Genomic DNA, 16154 nt, shown 5'->3' with positions numbered 1-16154 from the left:
CGACGCGCGGCGGTGCCGCCGCGAAGGCCGTTACTGGGACTTCGGCAGGCCGTCGAGCTTCATGCCCGGCTTGATGCCTTTCGCCGCGAACCAGCCCTTGCTCATTTCGAGCGCATAGACGCCGTTGTTGCGCGGGCAGTGGTTGTCGGTCGTTTCGGCCTGCATTTCGTCGATGTCGGTGATCGTGCCGTCCGCGCGGACGAACGCGATCGACAACGGGATCAGCGTGTTCTTCATCCAGAAGCAGTGCACGGCGTTTTCGTTGAACACGAACAGCATGCCTTCGTTCGGCGCGAGCTGCGACCGGTACATCAGCCCCTGTTCGCGGTCGGCGTCGTTCGCGGCGACGGCCGCGTCGATCACGTACATGCCGGCGCGCAGTTTCACGCGCGGGAATTCGCTCGGCTGCTTGGCGCCGGGCGGCATTTGCGCGCTGGCGGCCTGCATGCCGAGTGCGAGCACGGCGAGCGCGGCGGGAAACACGGCGGCGCGCGCAAGGCGGCCGAGCGACGAGCGCAGGGAGAATCGCACAGCAAGGCTCCTATCGGGAAAACGAGACCCGCATGGTACGCGAAGCGCGCGGGCGGGCACAAAAAGAAAAAGGCAGATCGCCTTGCGGTGATCTGCCTTTCAACGCCGTAAGAACGGCAAGACTGCGTGTTCTTGACTGCGTTATTACAGCAAGCTTGCTTAGTTCGAAGCAGCTGCCGGAGCTGCTGCGTCGCTTGCTGCAGCCTTCTTCGCTGCCTTGTGGTGTGCCTTCTTGTGAGCGTGCTTCTTGGCAGCGTGCTTTGCCGGTGCCGAAGCAGCTTCAGCAGCAGCCGGAGCAGCTTCCGGAGCCGATGCTTGTGCGAAAGCAGCCGTTGCGAAGAGGCCAGCGACCAGAGCGGCGATCAGTTTGTTCATGTTGTGTTCCTCAGCTTTAGTTAATTAACCAAATGACCCGGCAATAGGAGTCATGTCGTCTAACGGTGCCATCCACCTTTCGGTTGACAGACGCTTCGAGAAATTTCTCTGTGCGCTGCGGGCGCCGAATCGTATTCGAAGAAAGCGTCGCTTTCGTGACGCAAACACGCCAATACCGGTTCGGCTGCCAATGCCGGATAGCTAAGGGTGGCATCTGCGTGGTTTAACGCGCGATCTTCGCCGGCGGTTGACGAAAAAGATGACGAAAAAAATCGAAAGTTGCCGGCGCGGTTACGAACCGTGCGCGAAACCGTCCCACGGCGCCCGTGGCGGCAGCACAATTGTTTCGCCCGGTGCAATGCCGAGCGCGAATATGTCGAGCGCGCCGATGCCGACGCGCACGAGACGCAACGTCGGGAAGCCGATCGCGGCCGTCATCCGGCGCACCTGCCGGTTCTTGCCTTCGGTGATCGCGAGCTCGATCCACGTGGTCGGGATCGCGGCGCGGTAGCGGATCGGCGGATTGCGCGGCCACAGCGCGCCGGGCGGCTCGATGAATTCGGCGCGGCACGGGCGCGTCACGTAGTCGCCGAGATCGACGCCGCGCGCGAGCGCCTTCAGGTCGGCCGGGCCCGGCGCGCCGTCCACCTGCGCCCAGTAGCGCTTGACGAGCTTGTGGCGCGGTTCCGCGATGCGCGCCTGCAATGCGCCGTCGTCGGTGAGCAGCAGCAGGCCCTCGCTGTCCGCATCGAGCCGGCCGGCCGGGTAGACGCCGGGCGTTTTTACCCAGTCGCCGAGCGACGGCCGCGTCTCGTGCGCGGAAAACTGGCAAATCGTGCCGAACGGCTTGTTGAGGGCGATCAGGGTCATGGCGAGGCGGCGTGCCCGGCGTGCCGCAAGGGGAAGCGGGGCGGGCGGTCTATGGCAAATGGCGGAATCTTAATGCATAATACGGAACGGCAAGTCCTCTGTCTTATATAAGACATAAGGGGGAAACTTGATACGCAGCGCCGCGCTTCGTGCCGCCGGCCCCGGTTGGGGCGCTAGAATAGCGGCTCGCTGTTGCCGTCGCGGGGTGGCAAGGCCGCCTCGCCGCGTGCGCAGTTTCGACCAGCATCACCTGCTCAGCCACGTCACTGGAGTCGATCATGCCGTATCAGCACATCAAGGTACCGGAGGGCGGTGACAAGATCACCGTCAACAAGGACTTTACGCTCAACGTTTCCGATCAGCCGATCATTCCCTATATCGAAGGCGACGGCACCGGCTTCGATATCACGCCGGTCATGATCAAGGTCGTCGACGCGGCGGTCGCGCACGCGTACAAGGGCAAGCGCAAGATCCACTGGATGGAGATCTTCGCGGGCGAGAAGGCGACGAAGGTGTACGGCCCGGACGTGTGGCTGCCGGACGAAACGCTGCAGGTGCTGAAGGAATACGTGGTGTCGATCAAGGGGCCGCTCACGACCCCGGTCGGCGGCGGGATCCGTTCGCTGAACGTCGCGCTGCGCCAGGAACTCGACCTGTACGTGTGTCTGCGCCCGGTCCAGTATTTCAAGGGCGTGCCGTCGCCGGTGCGCGAGCCGCAAAAGATCGACATGGTGATCTTCCGCGAGAACTCGGAAGACATCTACGCGGGCATCGAATGGGCCGCGGGTTCCGAGCAGGCGAAGAAGGTCATCAAGTTCCTGCAGGACGAGATGGGCGTGAAGAAGATCCGCTTCCCGGAAACCTCGGGGATCGGCGTGAAGCCCGTGTCGACCGAAGGCACCGAGCGTCTCGTGCGCAAGGCGATCCAGTACGCGATCGACAACGATCGCAAGTCGGTCACGCTGGTGCACAAGGGCAACATCATGAAGTTCACGGAAGGCCTGTTCCGTGACGCCGGCTACGCGCTCGCGCAGAAGGAGTTCGGCGGCGAGCTGATCGACGGCGGCCCGTGGATGCGCGTGAAGAACCCGAAGACGGGCAACGAGATCGTCATCAAGGATTCGATCGCCGACGCGTTCCTGCAGCAGATCCTGCTGCGCCCGGCCGAATACGACGTGATCGCGACGCTGAACCTGAACGGCGACTACATCTCCGACGCACTGGCCGCGCAGGTCGGCGGCATCGGGATCGCGCCGGGCGCGAACCTGTCGGATTCGGTCGCGATGTTCGAGGCGACCCACGGCACGGCGCCGAAGTACGCGGGCAAGGATTACGTGAACCCCGGTTCGGAAATCCTGTCGGCGGAAATGATGCTGCGCCACCTCGGCTGGACGGAAGCAGCCGACACGATCATCGCCGCGATGGAGAAGTCCATCCTGCAGAAGCGCGTCACGTACGACTTCGCGCGCCTGATGGAAGGCGCGACGCAGGTGTCGTGCTCCGGCTTCGGCGAAGTGCTGATCGAGAACATGTAAGACCCCTTCCGGGGTGGGCCGGCCGATGGCCGGCCGCCCCGGCGCTGACTGCCGGCGCCGGAGCGTTTCATGGATGGCAGGTTTGTTGGCAGGGCGGTCCGGCATGCGGGCCGCGGCGCCGCGATGCGGCCCGGATGCCCTGCAAGGTAGAACATGACGGCCCTCGCAACATCACCGCCCGGTTGAGCCGGCGCGCTCCTTTCGCGGCCCACCCGGTCGCTCCCCGCCGGTTACCGCCGGCGCTCTCCAGTCCCCATTTTCACGTAGCAACGCATCGACCATGTCCACTTCGCCCAAGATCATCTACACCCTCACCGACGAAGCGCCCGCGCTCGCGACCTATTCGCTGCTGCCGATCGTCAAGGCCTTCACGCGCTCGTCCGGCGTCGCCGTCGAAACGCGCGACATCTCGCTCGCCGGCCGTATCATCGCGGCGTTCGCCGACGTCCTGCCGCCGGAGCAGAAGGGTTCCGACGATCTGGCCGAACTGGGCCAGCTCACGCTGAAGCCTGAAGCGAACATCGTCAAGCTGCCGAACATCAGCGCATCGGTGCCGCAGCTCAAGGCCGCGATCGCCGAACTGCAGGCGCAGGGCTACTCGCTGCCGGCGTATCCGGAAGATCCGTCGACCGACGAAGAGAAGGCCGTCAAGGCCCGTTACGACAAGATCAAGGGCAGCGCGGTGAACCCGGTGCTGCGCGAAGGCAATTCCGACCGCCGCGCGCCGCTGTCGGTCAAGAACTACGCACGCAAGCACCCGCACAAGATGGGCGCATGGAAGTCGACGTCGAAGGCGCACGTCTCGCACATGAGCGAAGGCGACTTCTACGGCAGCGAAAAGTCGGCGCTGATCGCCGATGCCGGCAGCGTGAAGATCGAACTCACGACCACCGACGGCGTGAAGAAGGTGCTGAAGCAAAAGACGGCCGTGAAGGCCGGTGAACTCATCGACGCATCGGTGATGAGCCGCAAGGCGCTGCGCAGCTTCATCGAAGCGCAGATCGCCGACGCGAAGGCGCAGGACGTGCTGTTCTCGGTGCACCTGAAGGCGACCATGATGAAGGTCTCCGACCCGATCATGTTCGGTCACTTCGTGTCGGTGTTCTACCGCGACGCGCTCGCGAAGCACGCGGACGTGCTGGCGCAGGCCGGCTTCAACCCGAACAATGGTATCGGCGACCTGTACGCACGCCTGAAGGAACTGCCGGCCGACACGCGCGAAGCGATCGAAGCCGACATCAAGGCCGAATACGCGCTGCGCCCGAGCCTCGCGATGGTCAACTCGGACAAGGGCATTACCAACCTGCACGTGCCGAGCGACGTGATCGTCGACGCATCGATGCCGGCGATGATCCGCGAGTCGGGCTGCATGTGGGGCCCGGACGGCGAACTGTACGACGCGAAGGCCGTGATCCCGGACCGTTGCTACGCGGGCGTCTACCAGGCCGTGATCGAAGACTGCAAGCAGCACGGCGCGTTCGACCCGGTCACGATGGGCAGCGTGCCGAACGTCGGCCTGATGGCGCAGGCGGCTGAAGAATACGGTTCGCACGACAAGACGTTCCTGATCCCGGCCGACGGCGTCGTGCGCGTCACCGACGAAGCGGGCAACGTGCTGCTCGAGCACGCGGTCGAGTCGGGCGACATCTGGCGCATGTGCCAGACGAAGGACGCACCGGTGCAGGACTGGGTCAAGCTCGCGGTGAACCGCGCACGCGCGACCGGCGTGCCGGCCGTGTTCTGGCTCGATCCGGTGCGTGCGCACGACGCGCAGGTCATCGCGAAGGTCGAACGCTACCTGAAGGATCACGACACGAACGGCCTCGACATCCGCATCATGACGCCGGTCGACGCGACGCGTTTCTCGCTCGAGCGCATCCGCGCGGGCAAGGACACGATCTCGGTCACGGGTAACGTGCTGCGCGACTACCTGACCGACCTGTTCCCGATCATGGAACTCGGCACCAGCGCGAAGATGCTGTCGATCGTGCCGCTGATGGCAGGCGGCGGGATGTTCGAAACGGGTGCGGGCGGTTCGGCGCCGAAGCACGTGCAGCAGTTCGTCGAGGAAGGCTTCCTGCGCTGGGATTCGCTCGGCGAATTCCTCGCGCTCGCCGCGTCGCTCGAACACCTTGGCCACGCTTACCAGAACCCGAAGGCGCTCGTGCTTGCGAAGACGCTCGACCAGGCGACCGGCAAGTTCCTGGACGAGAACAAGTCGCCGGCACGCAAGGTCGGCGGTCTCGACAACCGCGGCAGCCATTTCTACCTGTGCCTGTACTGGGCGCAGGCGCTGGCCGAGCAGACCGAAGATGCGGCGCTGAAGGCGCAGTTCGAAGGCGTCGCCAAGTCGCTGTCCGACAGCGAAGCGCGCATTCTGGAAGAACTGTCGGCCGCGCAGGGCACGGCACAGGCGATCGGCGGCTACTACCGTCCGAACGTCGAGCTGACGAGCCAGGCGATGCGCCCGAGCGCAACGCTGAACGGCATCGTCGACGCAGTCGCCTGACGCCGGCCGCGCAGTCGCGCGTGCCACGGCAACGGCGACAGCCGACACGGCGGGCCTCGCGGCTCGCCGTCCCGCCGAACATGAAAACGCCCCGGTCGCCCGGGGCGTTTTTCGTTGCAGGCGCGTCATTCAGACGTGAACGATTTCCCATTCGGCGATTTCGTGCGGCACTTCCAGCGTGGCCGTGTCCAGTTCGGACGGCTGTTCGCAGTCGCCGCGAGAGATGTGGTCGGCCGCCACTTCCGGGCACGAGAACGCGCCGAGCAGTGCGTTGCCGAACGTCGCTTCCCAGCCGCCGTTACCCGGCAGGATGTAGAACGACCCGAGCGCTGAACCAAAGCGAAATCCCTTCATTTCCGTTCTCCCTTTCTGATCACAAGCGATTCTGTTGTGCCGCCCGCCGGCTCATCCGGCTATGGCCCGACTGGCTGCTTGCGCCGGTTCCGTATCGAACCGGGTGGCGAAGCGTCAGTGCATGGAACAAAGTCTACGTCCGCGGCCGTATCCGATGGTGCGCGTAGAACGCTTTCTCGAAACAAAAATTTCCATTTAAAAACAGTGTGTTATTTCATTCGTTTTGTATTGCGGAATGATTTTTGGCATCGCGAAACGGCAAATTTGTGCCTCGCACCACGAATTTTTATAAGGCAGAGACTTGTTCCACATCGTGAAAAATAGACGGATTCGCGAATCGACCGAATGTGGCGTGCGGATCGCGGGGCGAGCGATGGGGGCTGACGGGCCCGGGCAAGGGGTTGGAAGGCGGGCAGGGGCGGTGGGCTGACGGGTTCGGCGCATGGCGATACAGCGCATGCAAATAGCGGCGCGCGCAGGCGCTCGACGGCGTCGCGCGACCGCACCCGGTTGGTCCGACGAGCCTGCGTGCTGCGGCGTATCGCCGCTCGTCCGGTGTCGCGGCGTTTCGCCCGGGGGCTGCGGTTATGATGACGCGGGCATCGGGTTTCGCGTCGCGGCGGCCGCGCGACGCAGTACCCATAATGAACAACGAGGAACGATTGATGATACGGAGAACCTTCCTGTCGCACGCCATCGGCATCGCGGCCGCATCGCTGTTCACGCGCACCGCGTGGGCGCAGCATGCCGGTCACGCGGGCATGGCCGGCATGGATCAGATGGACGACATGCCCGGGATGTCGGGCATGGCGGGCCACGCGCAGCACGGCAAGCCGGCGCCGGCCGCGCTCGCGGCGCCCGACGCGCTGCCGGCCGGTGCGCCGCTCGCATCGTTGCGCACGCTCGCGAACGAAAGCCGCGAAGCCGGCACGTTCCGCGCCACGCTGGTCGCGCAGCCGGTCGCGCGTTCGATGCTGCACGGCGCGCGGCCGACGACGTTCTGGCAGTTCGGCACGGGCACGCAGGGGCCGGTCGTCGGCCCGCTGATCGACGTGCGCGAGGGCGACACCGTCGAAATCCGCTTCGTGAACAAGCTGCCGCAGCCGTCGACCATCCACTGGCACGGGCTGCCCGTGCCGCCGGATCAGGACGGCAATCCGTCCGATCCCGTGGCGCCGGGCGCATCGCGCGTGTACCGCTTCACGCTGCCGAAGGGCAGCGCCGGCACTTACTGGTATCACCCGCATCCGCACATGATGACGGCCGAGCAGGTGTTCCGCGGGCTGGCCGGCCCGTTCGTCGTGCGCGCTGCCGACGACCCGCTCGCCGGCTGGCCCGAGCGCAACCTGTTCGTGTCCGATCTGAAGCTCGCCCGTGACGGCACGATTCCGCCGAACGACATGATGGACTGGATGAACGGCCGCGAGGGCCAGTTCGTGCTGGTGAACGGCGCGCGCCGGCCGCGGATCGACGTGGCCGGCGACGAGCGCTGGCGCGTGTGGAATGCCTGCAGCGCGCGCTATCTGCGCGTCGCATTCGACGACGGCCGCACGTTCGAGCATGCGGGCACCGACGGCGGGCTGATCGATGCCCCGCGCCACGTCACGTCGCTGTTGCTTGCGCCCGGCGAGCGCGCGGAGCTGCTGGTGCGTGCCGGCGACCGTGCGTCGCGCGCGGTGCTGCAGGCGGCCGAATACGACCGCCGCAAGATGGCGATGTCGCACGACGACGGCCACGGCAGCCTGCCGCCCGACCCGGTGTTGGCACTCGCCGACGTCACCTTTGCGCCGGCGGCCGCCCGCGCGCTGCCCGCGACGCTGCGCGCGGTGCCGGCCCTAGGCGAGCCGGTCGCGCGCAAGACGGTCGAGTTCGGCGAAGAGATGGACATGGACGCGATGATGAGCGGCCCGGCGCACGGCCGCCCGGCAGGCATGCGCTTCACGATCAACGGTGCGACTTACGCGCCGCATCGCGCGACGTTGACGAGCCGCCGCGGCGACATCGAGCGCTGGGACATCCGCAACGCGACCGACATGGATCACCCGTTCCATTTGCATGGCACGCAATTCCAGGTGATCGAGCGTGCATCGGATGGGGTGCGCACGAGCGAACCGTTCCGCGCGTGGCGCGATACCGTGAACGTGCGCAGCGGCGAAACCGTGACGATACGCGTGTCGCAGGACATGTCCGGCGAGCGCATGTTTCACTGCCACATTCTCGAACACGAGGATCTCGGCATGATGGGCACGCTGAAGGTCGTGTAACGAGACGTCGAATATGTTTCACGCGAATGACAGGCATTCGATCCGGGCGTGTAACAAGACAATATGTGTTCAATTATCGGGATTGAACGAAAAGGCCGGCCAATCGAATTAACGAATGGCCGGCCTGAAAAAAAAGAAACCCGGCGCAATGCCGGGTTTCTTCGTCCGATATCCGGTGCCTTTATGCGGCCTGGATGTTCGACGCTTGCTTGCCCTTCGGGCCTTGAACGACCTCGAAGCTCACCTTCTGGCCTTCCTTCAGGGTCTTGAAGCCCTGCATGTTGATGGCCGAGAAGTGCGCAAACAGATCCTCACCGCCCTCGTCGGGAGTGATGAAACCGAAGCCCTTCGCGTCGTTGAACCATTTAACGATACCAGTTGCCATTTCCTACTTCCCCTGTCACACAGTCGCTGCTACTTACCACGAGCACGCTCGAAAAGCTAAACGACCGGAAAATGCAGCCGTTCCCCCCTCACAAGCTCACCTTCGGCCTCTTTCATTTCACCGGCTGGCGAATTGAAAAAAGTGCCAGCTTGATTGTTGGCGCTCTTTATTTAAGTGTCAAGAGGAATTTTTAGACGGTTGGAGGGACGTTGTAAAGAACCCATTTTCAGGGTTTTTCCGGCTTTGCTTTGCAGCATGCCGCCAAGCGCGCGGACTTGAAAAGTCGCATAATCGGCTCATATACCAGGCTCGAGTGACACGCGATCGAGTCGTCCCGGCTTGTGGGATACTGGACACGGATGCAATGGTCCGGTGCGGTTTCCCCCCTGACGGTTCGTGTTCCGCGCCATGCGTGAAAGCCGGCACCGCAGCCGGCTTTCGTATGGCACGAAGACGATTGCGTGTCGTCGGGAACCAGGGAGGGCGCCGGCCGGTCGGTCGGGTAATGGCAGGATTGCGGGCCTGTCCGAGTTGTTTAGAATGGGTGTATGGCGATTATCCCGGACAAGCAGGACAGCACCGTCCTGGAACGCAAGCAGCAGAAGCTCAAGCCGCCTTCGATGTACAAGGTGGTGCTGCTGAACGACGACTTCACGCCGATGGAGTTCGTCGTGATGGTCGTACAGGAGTATTTCAAGAAGGATCGCGAGACGGCCACGCAGATCATGCTGAAGGTTCATCGCGAAGGGCGAGGGGTTTGTGGGGTCTATACGCGGGACATCGCGTCGACCAAGGTTGAGCAAGTCGTTACCCATGCGCGGCAGGCCGGGCATCCGCTGCAGTGCGTGATGGAGGAAGCATGATTGCCCAGGAATTGGAAGTCAGCCTGCACATGGCGTTCATGGAAGCACGCCAGGCGCGCCATGAGTTCATTACGGTCGAGCATCTGCTGCTGGCCCTGCTGGATAATCCGACGGCAGCCGAGGTGTTGCGCGCGTGCGCGGCAAACATCGAGGACTTGCGTCAGAACCTGCGCAATTTCATCCACGACAACACGCCGACCGTCCCGGGCACCGACGATGTCGATACCCAGCCGACGCTCGGTTTCCAGCGCGTGATCCAGCGCGCGATCATGCACGTCCAGTCGACGTCGAACGGCAAGAAGGAAGTCACCGGCGCGAACGTGCTGGTGGCGATCTTCGGCGAGAAGGATTCGCACGCGGTCTACTATCTGCAGCAGCAGGGCGTGACGCGCCTGGACGTCGTGAACTTCATTTCGCACGGCATCGCGAAGACGAACGGCGGCGAAGCCGCGAAGTCGACCGATGCGAGCGCGGAAAGCGACGACGCGAATGCGCAGAAGGAAACGCCGCTCGCGCAGTTCACGCAGAACCTGAACCAGATGGCGAAGGACGGCCGCATCGATCCGCTGATCGGGCGCGAGCCCGAGGTCGAGCGCGTCGTGCAGGTGCTGTGCCGTCGCCGCAAGAACAATCCGCTGCTCGTCGGCGAAGCCGGCGTCGGCAAGACCGCGATCGCGGAAGGGCTCGCCTATCGCATCACGCGCGGCGAAGTGCCGGACATCCTCGCGAACGCGCAGGTCTACTCGCTCGACATGGGCGCGCTGCTCGCGGGCACCAAGTACCGCGGCGACTTCGAGCAGCGTCTGAAGACGGTGCTGAAGGAGTTGAAGGAGCGTCCGCACGCGATCCTGTTCATCGACGAGATCCATACGCTGATCGGCGCGGGCGCCGCATCGGGCGGCACGCTCGACGCGTCGAACCTGCTGAAGCCGGCGCTGTCGTCGGGCACGCTCAAGTGCATCGGCGCGACCACCTTCACCGAATATCGCGGCATCTTCGAGAAGGATGCGGCGCTGTCGCGGCGCTTCCAGAAGGTCGACGTGACGGAGCCGACCGTCGAGCAGACGGTCGCGATCCTGCGCGGCCTGAAGTCGCGCTTCGAGGAGCACCACGGCGTCAAGTATTCGTCGGGCGCACTGTCGGCCGCGGCCGAGCTGTCGGCACGCTTCATCACCGACCGTCACCTGCCGGACAAGGCGATCGACGTGATCGACGAAGCGGGCGCCGCGCAGCGCATCCTGCCGAAGTCGAAGCAGAAGAAGACGATCGGCAAGAGCGAGATCGAGGAAATCATCTCGAAGATCGCGCGCGTGCCGGCGCAGAGCGTGTCGCAGGACGATCGCAGCAAGCTGCAGACGCTCGATCGCGACCTGAAGAGCGTCGTGTTCGGCCAGGATCCGGCGATCGACGCGCTTGCCGCATCGATCAAGATGGCGCGCGCGGGCCTCGGCAAGATGGACAAGCCGATCGGCGCATTCCTGTTCTCCGGCCCGACGGGCGTCGGCAAGACCGAAGTGGCGCGCCAGCTCGCGTTCACGCTCGGCATCGAGCTGATCCGCTTCGACATGTCGGAATACATGGAGCGTCACGCGGTGAGCCGGCTGATCGGCGCGCCGCCGGGCTACGTCGGGTTCGACCAGGGCGGCCTGCTGACGGAAGCCGTCACGAAGAAGCCGCATTGCGTGCTGCTGCTCGACGAAATCGAGAAGGCGCATCCGGACATCTTCAACGTGCTGCTGCAGGTGATGGATCATGGCACGCTGACGGACAACAACGGCCGCAAGGCGGATTTCCGCAACGTCATCATCATCATGACGACGAACGCGGGCGCCGAGTCGATGCAGAAGGCGACGATCGGCTTCACGACGCGCCGCGAAACGGGCGACGAGATGACCGACATCAAGCGCCTGTTCACGCCGGAGTTCCGCAACCGCCTGGACTCGATCATCAGCTTCCGCTCGCTCGATGAGGAAATCATCATGCGCGTGGTCGACAAGTTCCTGATCCAGCTGGAGGAACAGCTGCACGAGAAGAAGGTCGACGCGCTCTTTACCGACGCGCTGCGCAAGCATCTCGCGAAGCACGGCTTCGACCCGCTGATGGGCGCGCGGCCGATGCAGCGGCTGATCCAGGACACGATCCGTCGCGCGCTGGCCGACGAGCTGCTGTTCGGTAAGCTCGTCAACGGCGGCCACGTGACGGTCGACGTCGACGAAAGCGACAAGGTGCAGTTGTCGTTCGACAAGCTGGCGAATCCGCCGCACAAGCCGAACGAAGAGACGGTCGAGGTCGAGTAAGCGATAATTCGTTGTTCATGCGAACGGCGCGGGAAGTTCTCCGCGCCGTTTCGTTTTATCTGGCGCCGGTGGCGCCGTGGTGGTGCAGGGGAGTGGTAACGCAGTGACACAACAACAACGGTCGTTCGACAACATCGTCGCGCGCGAACAAGGGTTGCGCCATGCGCTGACGTCCGGGCAGATGGCGATGATCGCGATCGGCGGAGCGATCGGCACGGGCCTGTTCCTCGGCAGCGGCTTCGCGATCGGGCTCGCCGGCCCGAGCGTGCTCGTTTCGTATGCGATCGGCGCGCTGATCGCGCTGCTGCTGATGGGCGCGCTCGCGGAAATGACGGTCGCGCATCCGACGGCCGGCTCGTTCGGCGCGTATGCCGAGCACTACGTCGGCCCGCTCGCGGGCTTTCTCGTGCGCTACGCGTACTGGTTCGCGGTCGTGTTCGCGATCGGCACCGAAATCAGCGCGATCGCCGTGTTCATGAAGTACTGGTTTCCAGCCGTGCCCGGCTGGTATTGGGTAATCGGCTTCTCCGCGCTGCTGATCGCGGTGAACCTCGCGAGCGTCACGCTGTACGGTTCCGTCGAATATGCATTCTCGCTGCTGAAGATCGCGGCGATCATCGTGTTCATCGTGCTCGGCGCATATCTCGTGTGGTCGGCGCCGGCGGCGTCGGGCATCGGTTTCGCGAACTACACCGCGCACGGCGGCTTCATGCCGAAAGGGCCGTGGGGAACGTGGGTCGCGGTGATCGTCGCGATCTTCAGCTACATGAGCATCGAGGCGGTCGCGATCGCGGCCGGCGAGGCGCGCGATCCGCAGCACGCGGTCACGCGCGCGTTCCGCTCGACGGTGTTCCGGCTCGTGCTGTTCTATCTGCTGACGCTGTCGCTGATGCTCGCGATCGTGCCGTGGACGCAGGCCGGCACCGACGAAAGCCCGTTCGTGAAGGTGATGGCCGCGACGCACGTGCCGTATGCCGCAGGCGTGATCAACTTCGTGCTGCTGATCGCGGCGCTGTCGGCGATGAACAGCCAGCTCTACGTGACGACGCGCATGATGTTCAGCCTGTCGCGCGCGCGGCTCGCGCCGGCGGTGTTCGGCCGGCTCGGCGCGAACGGCGTGCCGCGTGCGGCGCTGTGGATCTCGACGAGCGGCGTCGCGGTCGCGGCGGTGCTCGTCGCGCTGTCCCCCGACACCGCGTTTACCGTGATGATGGCGATCGCGATGTTCGGCGCGCTGTTCACGTGGCTGATGATCTTCGTCACGCATCTGCGCTTTCGCGCGCAGTATCGCGGCCCGGCGCTCGCGTTCCGGATGTGGGGGCACCCGTTCGGCAGCCTGCTCGGCGCGGGCCTCGTCGCGGCGATCCTGTTCACGACCGCGTTCACGCGTGAATTCCGGATGACGATGATGGTCGGCGTCGTGTTCGTCGTGCTGCTGACGCTCGCATACGCGCTGCACTACCGGCACCGCCACGCGCGCTGACGCGTGCCTTCGGCGCTGCAGGTTGCGCAGCAAGGTTGCTAAGGTTCCGTTAAGCCGGCAGCCGCTACATTCGAACCTGTCCGCGATGCGCGCCGGCCCGTGCCGGCGCGCCGCTTTCCTGCCAAGGGGTTCGAATGAACAAACTTCCCGAAATCACGCTCGCGTTCTGGATCATGAAGATCTGCGCGACGACGCTCGGCGAAACCGGTGGCGACCTGCTGTCGATGACGCTGAACGTCGGCTACGCGGTGAGCTCGATCCTGCTGTTCGGTTTCTTTCTCGTCACGCTCGGCGCGCAGCTCAGGGCGACCGGCTATCGCCCGGCGATCTACTGGGCCGTGATCGTCGCGACCAGCACGGCCGGCACGACGATGTCCGATTTCATGGACCGCACGCTCGGCCTCGGTTACGCGGCCGGCTCGTCGATCCTCGTCGCGATCCTGCTGGCGATCTTCGCGGTGTGGCGCCTGAGCGGCGAATCGCTGTCGGTCGACCTGATCCGCACGCGCAAGGTCGAACTGCTGTACTGGATCGCGATCCTGTTCTCGAACACGCTCGGCACCGCGCTCGGCGATTTCCTCGCGGACAGCTCGGGCCTCGGCTTTGGCGGCGGCGCGCTGCTGATCGGCGGGCTGCTCGTGCTGATCGTGCTCGCGCACTATTTCACGCGGATCTCGGGTGTGCTGCTGTTCTGGGCAGCGTTCGTGCTCACGCGTCCGTTCGGCGCGACGGTCGGCGACCTGCTGACGAAGCCGGTGGCGAAGGGCGGTCTCGCGCTCGGCACGATCGGTTCGTCGGCGGTGCTGCTCGGCGTGCTGGTTGCGATGGTGATTTATGCGAGCATCGCGCAGGCGCGGCGACGCGAACGGATGCCCATACGGATCGCGCAGACGGCAGACCGTTGAGCGGAAACGAACAAAGGGGCCGCGCGGCCCCTTTGTTTATTGCGCCGTGCGTTCAGTGACGGCCGGTGCTGCCGAAGCCGCCCTCGCCACGCTCGCTTTCGGCGAAGTCGTCGACGATGTTGAACTGCGCCTGCATCACCGGCACGATCACGAGCTGCGCGAGGCGCTCGAACGGGTTCAGCACGAACTCGGTCTGGCCGCGGTTCCACGTCGAGATCATCAACTGGCCCTGGTAGTCGGAATCGATCAGGCCGACGAGGTTGCCGAGCACGATCCCGTGCTTGTGGCCGAGGCCCGAGCGCGGCAGGATCAGCGCCGCATAGCCGGGATCCGCGAGATGGATCGCGAGGCCGGTCGGCACGAGCGCCGTTTCGCCCGGCTTCAGCGTCAGCGGCGCGTCGAGGCACGCACGCAGGTCGAGGCCCGCGCTGCCGGTGGTCGCGTAGGCAGGCAGGTAGTCGCGCATGCGCGCGTCGAGAATCTTCAGGTCGAGTTTCATGCGGTCGTCGGATGAGTCGGGAAGGGCGCGGCAGCGACGGCCGCCGCGCGGGAGATCAGATCAGGCGGTTGTCGGGCAGGCGCTTCGCGATTTCGGCCACGAGCGTGTGCGCGAGCTCGTCTTTCGGCGCGCGCGGCAGGCGCGTGAGGCCGCCCGCTTCGAACAGCACGACTTCGTTGTCGTCGCGACCGAACGTCAGCGGGCCGAGGTTGCCAACCAGCAGCGGCACGTTCTTGCGCTTGCGTTTCTCGTCGCCGTGCACGTCGAGGTCGCCGCTTTCGGCCGCGAAGCCGACGCAGAACGGCGGAGCGGGCAGTGCCGCGACCGACGCGAGGATGTCGGGGTTCTCGACGAACGCGAGCTCGGGCATCTTGCGGTCGGCCGTCTTCTTCATCTTGTGCTCGGCGGGCTGGGCGACGCGCCAGTCGGCGACCGCGGCCACCGCGATGAAGATGTCGGCGTCGTTTACGGCATGCATGACGGCGTCGTACATCTGCTGGGCGGTCTGCACGTCCTGGCGATAGACGCCCCACGGCGTGTCGAGCGCGACCGGCCCCGCGACGAGGTGTACGTCGGCACCGGCCTGCTGCGCGGCACGCGCGAGCGCGAAGCCCATCTTGCCGCTCGAGCGGTTGGTCAGGCCGCGCACCGGATCGAGCGGCTCGAACGTCGGGCCGGCCGTGATCAGCACGCGGCGGTGCGCGAGCACCTTCGGCGCGAAGTGCGCGACGATCGCTTCGTAGATCGCTTCGGGCTCGAGCATGCGGCCGTCGCCGACTTCGCCGCATGCCTGCGCGCCGGAATCGGGGCCGAGCACCGACACGCCGTCGGCACGCAACTGTGCGGCATTGCGTTGCGTGGCCGGGTTCTGCCACATCTGGCGGTTCATCGCGGGCACGACGAGCAGCGGACAGTCGCGCGCGACGCACAGCGTCGACAGCAGATCGTCCGCGAACCCGTGCGCGAGCTTCGCGAGGAAGTCGGTCGACGCGGGCGCGATCACGATCGCGTCGGCTTCGCGCGACAGGTCGATGTGCGCCATGTTGTTGTCGATGCGCGCGTCCCACTGGCTCGTGTACACGGGCCGGCCGGACAGCGCCTGCATCGTGACGGGCGTGATGAACTGGGTCGCGGCTTCCGTCATCGCGACCTGCACGGTCGCGCCTGCCTTCACGAGCAGCCGGGTGAGCTCGGCGATCTTGTAGCAGGCGATGCCGCCCGTCAGGCCGAGAACGAGGTGCTTTCCTGCGAGTTCTGCGTGTGCCAACTCAGGCCTCCAAGGAT

The 16154-nt window shown here is 65.1% G+C and carries 14 protein-coding genes; 7 read left to right on the top strand and 7 right to left on the bottom strand.

The annotated features are described in order from the left end of the window. Positions 1 to 30 precede the first annotated feature (30 nt). The 3 genes from DCN14_RS28070 to DCN14_RS28060 all read right to left on the bottom strand — a co-directional run bounded on the left by DCN14_RS28070 (position 31) and on the right by DCN14_RS28060 (position 1776). Positions 31 to 531, bottom strand: a complete 501-nt coding sequence (locus DCN14_RS28070) for a DUF192 domain-containing protein (RefSeq protein WP_096502359.1) — start codon at positions 529 to 531, stop codon at positions 31 to 33. Positions 532 to 690: 159 nt separating this feature from the next. Beyond that, positions 691 to 906, bottom strand: a complete 216-nt coding sequence (locus DCN14_RS28065; protein WP_096502357.1) for a hypothetical protein — start codon at positions 904 to 906, stop codon at positions 691 to 693. 291 nt (positions 907 to 1197) lie between these two features. Then, positions 1198 to 1776, bottom strand: coding sequence for a pseudouridine synthase (locus DCN14_RS28060; protein WP_096502355.1), 579 nt, complete (start codon positions 1774 to 1776; stop codon positions 1198 to 1200). Between the two features lie 278 nt (positions 1777 to 2054). Here DCN14_RS28060 and icd point away from each other — a divergent pair, with 278 nt between their 5' ends. Both icd and DCN14_RS28050 read left to right on the top strand, forming a co-directional pair. Further along, a complete protein-coding gene (gene icd, locus DCN14_RS28055) occupies positions 2055 to 3311 on the top strand; it encodes an NADP-dependent isocitrate dehydrogenase (protein WP_096502353.1) in 1257 nt (418 codons plus the stop codon). Between the two features lie 280 nt (positions 3312 to 3591). Beyond that, complete coding sequence (locus DCN14_RS28050; RefSeq protein WP_096502351.1) at positions 3592 to 5820, top strand: NADP-dependent isocitrate dehydrogenase; 2229 nt, start codon at positions 3592 to 3594, stop codon at positions 5818 to 5820. A 129-nt stretch (positions 5821 to 5949) separates the two neighbouring features. Here DCN14_RS28050 and DCN14_RS28045 read toward each other — a convergent pair whose 3' ends face one another. Further along, positions 5950 to 6174, bottom strand: coding sequence for a hypothetical protein (locus DCN14_RS28045; RefSeq protein ID WP_043190017.1), 225 nt, complete (start codon positions 6172 to 6174; stop codon positions 5950 to 5952). Positions 6175 to 6839: 665 nt separating this feature from the next. On the opposite strand from DCN14_RS28045, the gene DCN14_RS28040 reads away from it, so the two are divergent. Next, complete coding sequence (locus DCN14_RS28040; RefSeq protein ID WP_096502349.1) at positions 6840 to 8438, top strand: multicopper oxidase family protein; 1599 nt, start codon at positions 6840 to 6842, stop codon at positions 8436 to 8438. Positions 8439 to 8619: 181 nt separating this feature from the next. Here DCN14_RS28040 and DCN14_RS28035 read toward each other — a convergent pair whose 3' ends face one another. Continuing rightward, positions 8620 to 8823 (bottom strand): cold-shock protein, encoded by a 204-nt coding sequence (locus tag DCN14_RS28035; RefSeq protein WP_004196460.1) that lies wholly within the window; start codon positions 8821 to 8823, stop codon positions 8620 to 8622. A 548-nt stretch (positions 8824 to 9371) separates the two neighbouring features. Here DCN14_RS28035 and clpS point away from each other — a divergent pair. From clpS to DCN14_RS28010, 4 genes are all read left to right on the top strand, one after another. Continuing rightward, entirely contained in the window at positions 9372 to 9686 is a 315-nt protein-coding gene (clpS, locus tag DCN14_RS28025) for an ATP-dependent Clp protease adapter ClpS (RefSeq protein WP_006398529.1), read from the top strand. Continuing rightward, positions 9683 to 11983 (top strand): ATP-dependent Clp protease ATP-binding subunit ClpA, encoded by a 2301-nt coding sequence (clpA, locus tag DCN14_RS28020; RefSeq protein ID WP_096502347.1) that lies wholly within the window; start codon positions 9683 to 9685, stop codon positions 11981 to 11983. The genes clpS and clpA overlap by 4 nt, the downstream gene beginning before the upstream one ends. A gap of 103 nt (positions 11984 to 12086) precedes the next feature. Beyond that, positions 12087 to 13466: an amino acid permease gene (locus tag DCN14_RS28015; RefSeq protein ID WP_096502345.1), complete on the top strand. Its 1380-nt coding sequence runs from the start codon at positions 12087 to 12089 to the stop codon at positions 13464 to 13466. 134 nt (positions 13467 to 13600) lie between these two features. Next, positions 13601 to 14371, top strand: a complete 771-nt coding sequence (locus DCN14_RS28010; RefSeq protein WP_096502343.1) for a hypothetical protein — start codon at positions 13601 to 13603, stop codon at positions 14369 to 14371. Between the two features lie 52 nt (positions 14372 to 14423). Here the strand turns inward: DCN14_RS28010 and dut are convergent, their stop codons facing one another. Further along, a complete protein-coding gene (gene dut / locus DCN14_RS28005; protein WP_096502341.1) occupies positions 14424 to 14870 on the bottom strand; it encodes a dUTP diphosphatase in 447 nt (148 codons plus the stop codon). A 55-nt stretch (positions 14871 to 14925) separates the two neighbouring features. Then, complete coding sequence (coaBC, locus tag DCN14_RS28000; protein ID WP_096502339.1) at positions 14926 to 16137, bottom strand: bifunctional phosphopantothenoylcysteine decarboxylase/phosphopantothenate--cysteine ligase CoaBC; 1212 nt, start codon at positions 16135 to 16137, stop codon at positions 14926 to 14928. Positions 16138 to 16154 lie beyond the last annotated feature (17 nt).

Source organism: Burkholderia sp. IDO3 (assembly GCF_003366075.1).
GTDB classification, from domain to species: domain Bacteria; phylum Pseudomonadota; class Gammaproteobacteria; order Burkholderiales; family Burkholderiaceae; genus Burkholderia; species Burkholderia anthina.
Note: the sequence above shows the minus strand (reverse complement) of the source record. Positions and strands in the feature narration are given on the sequence as shown.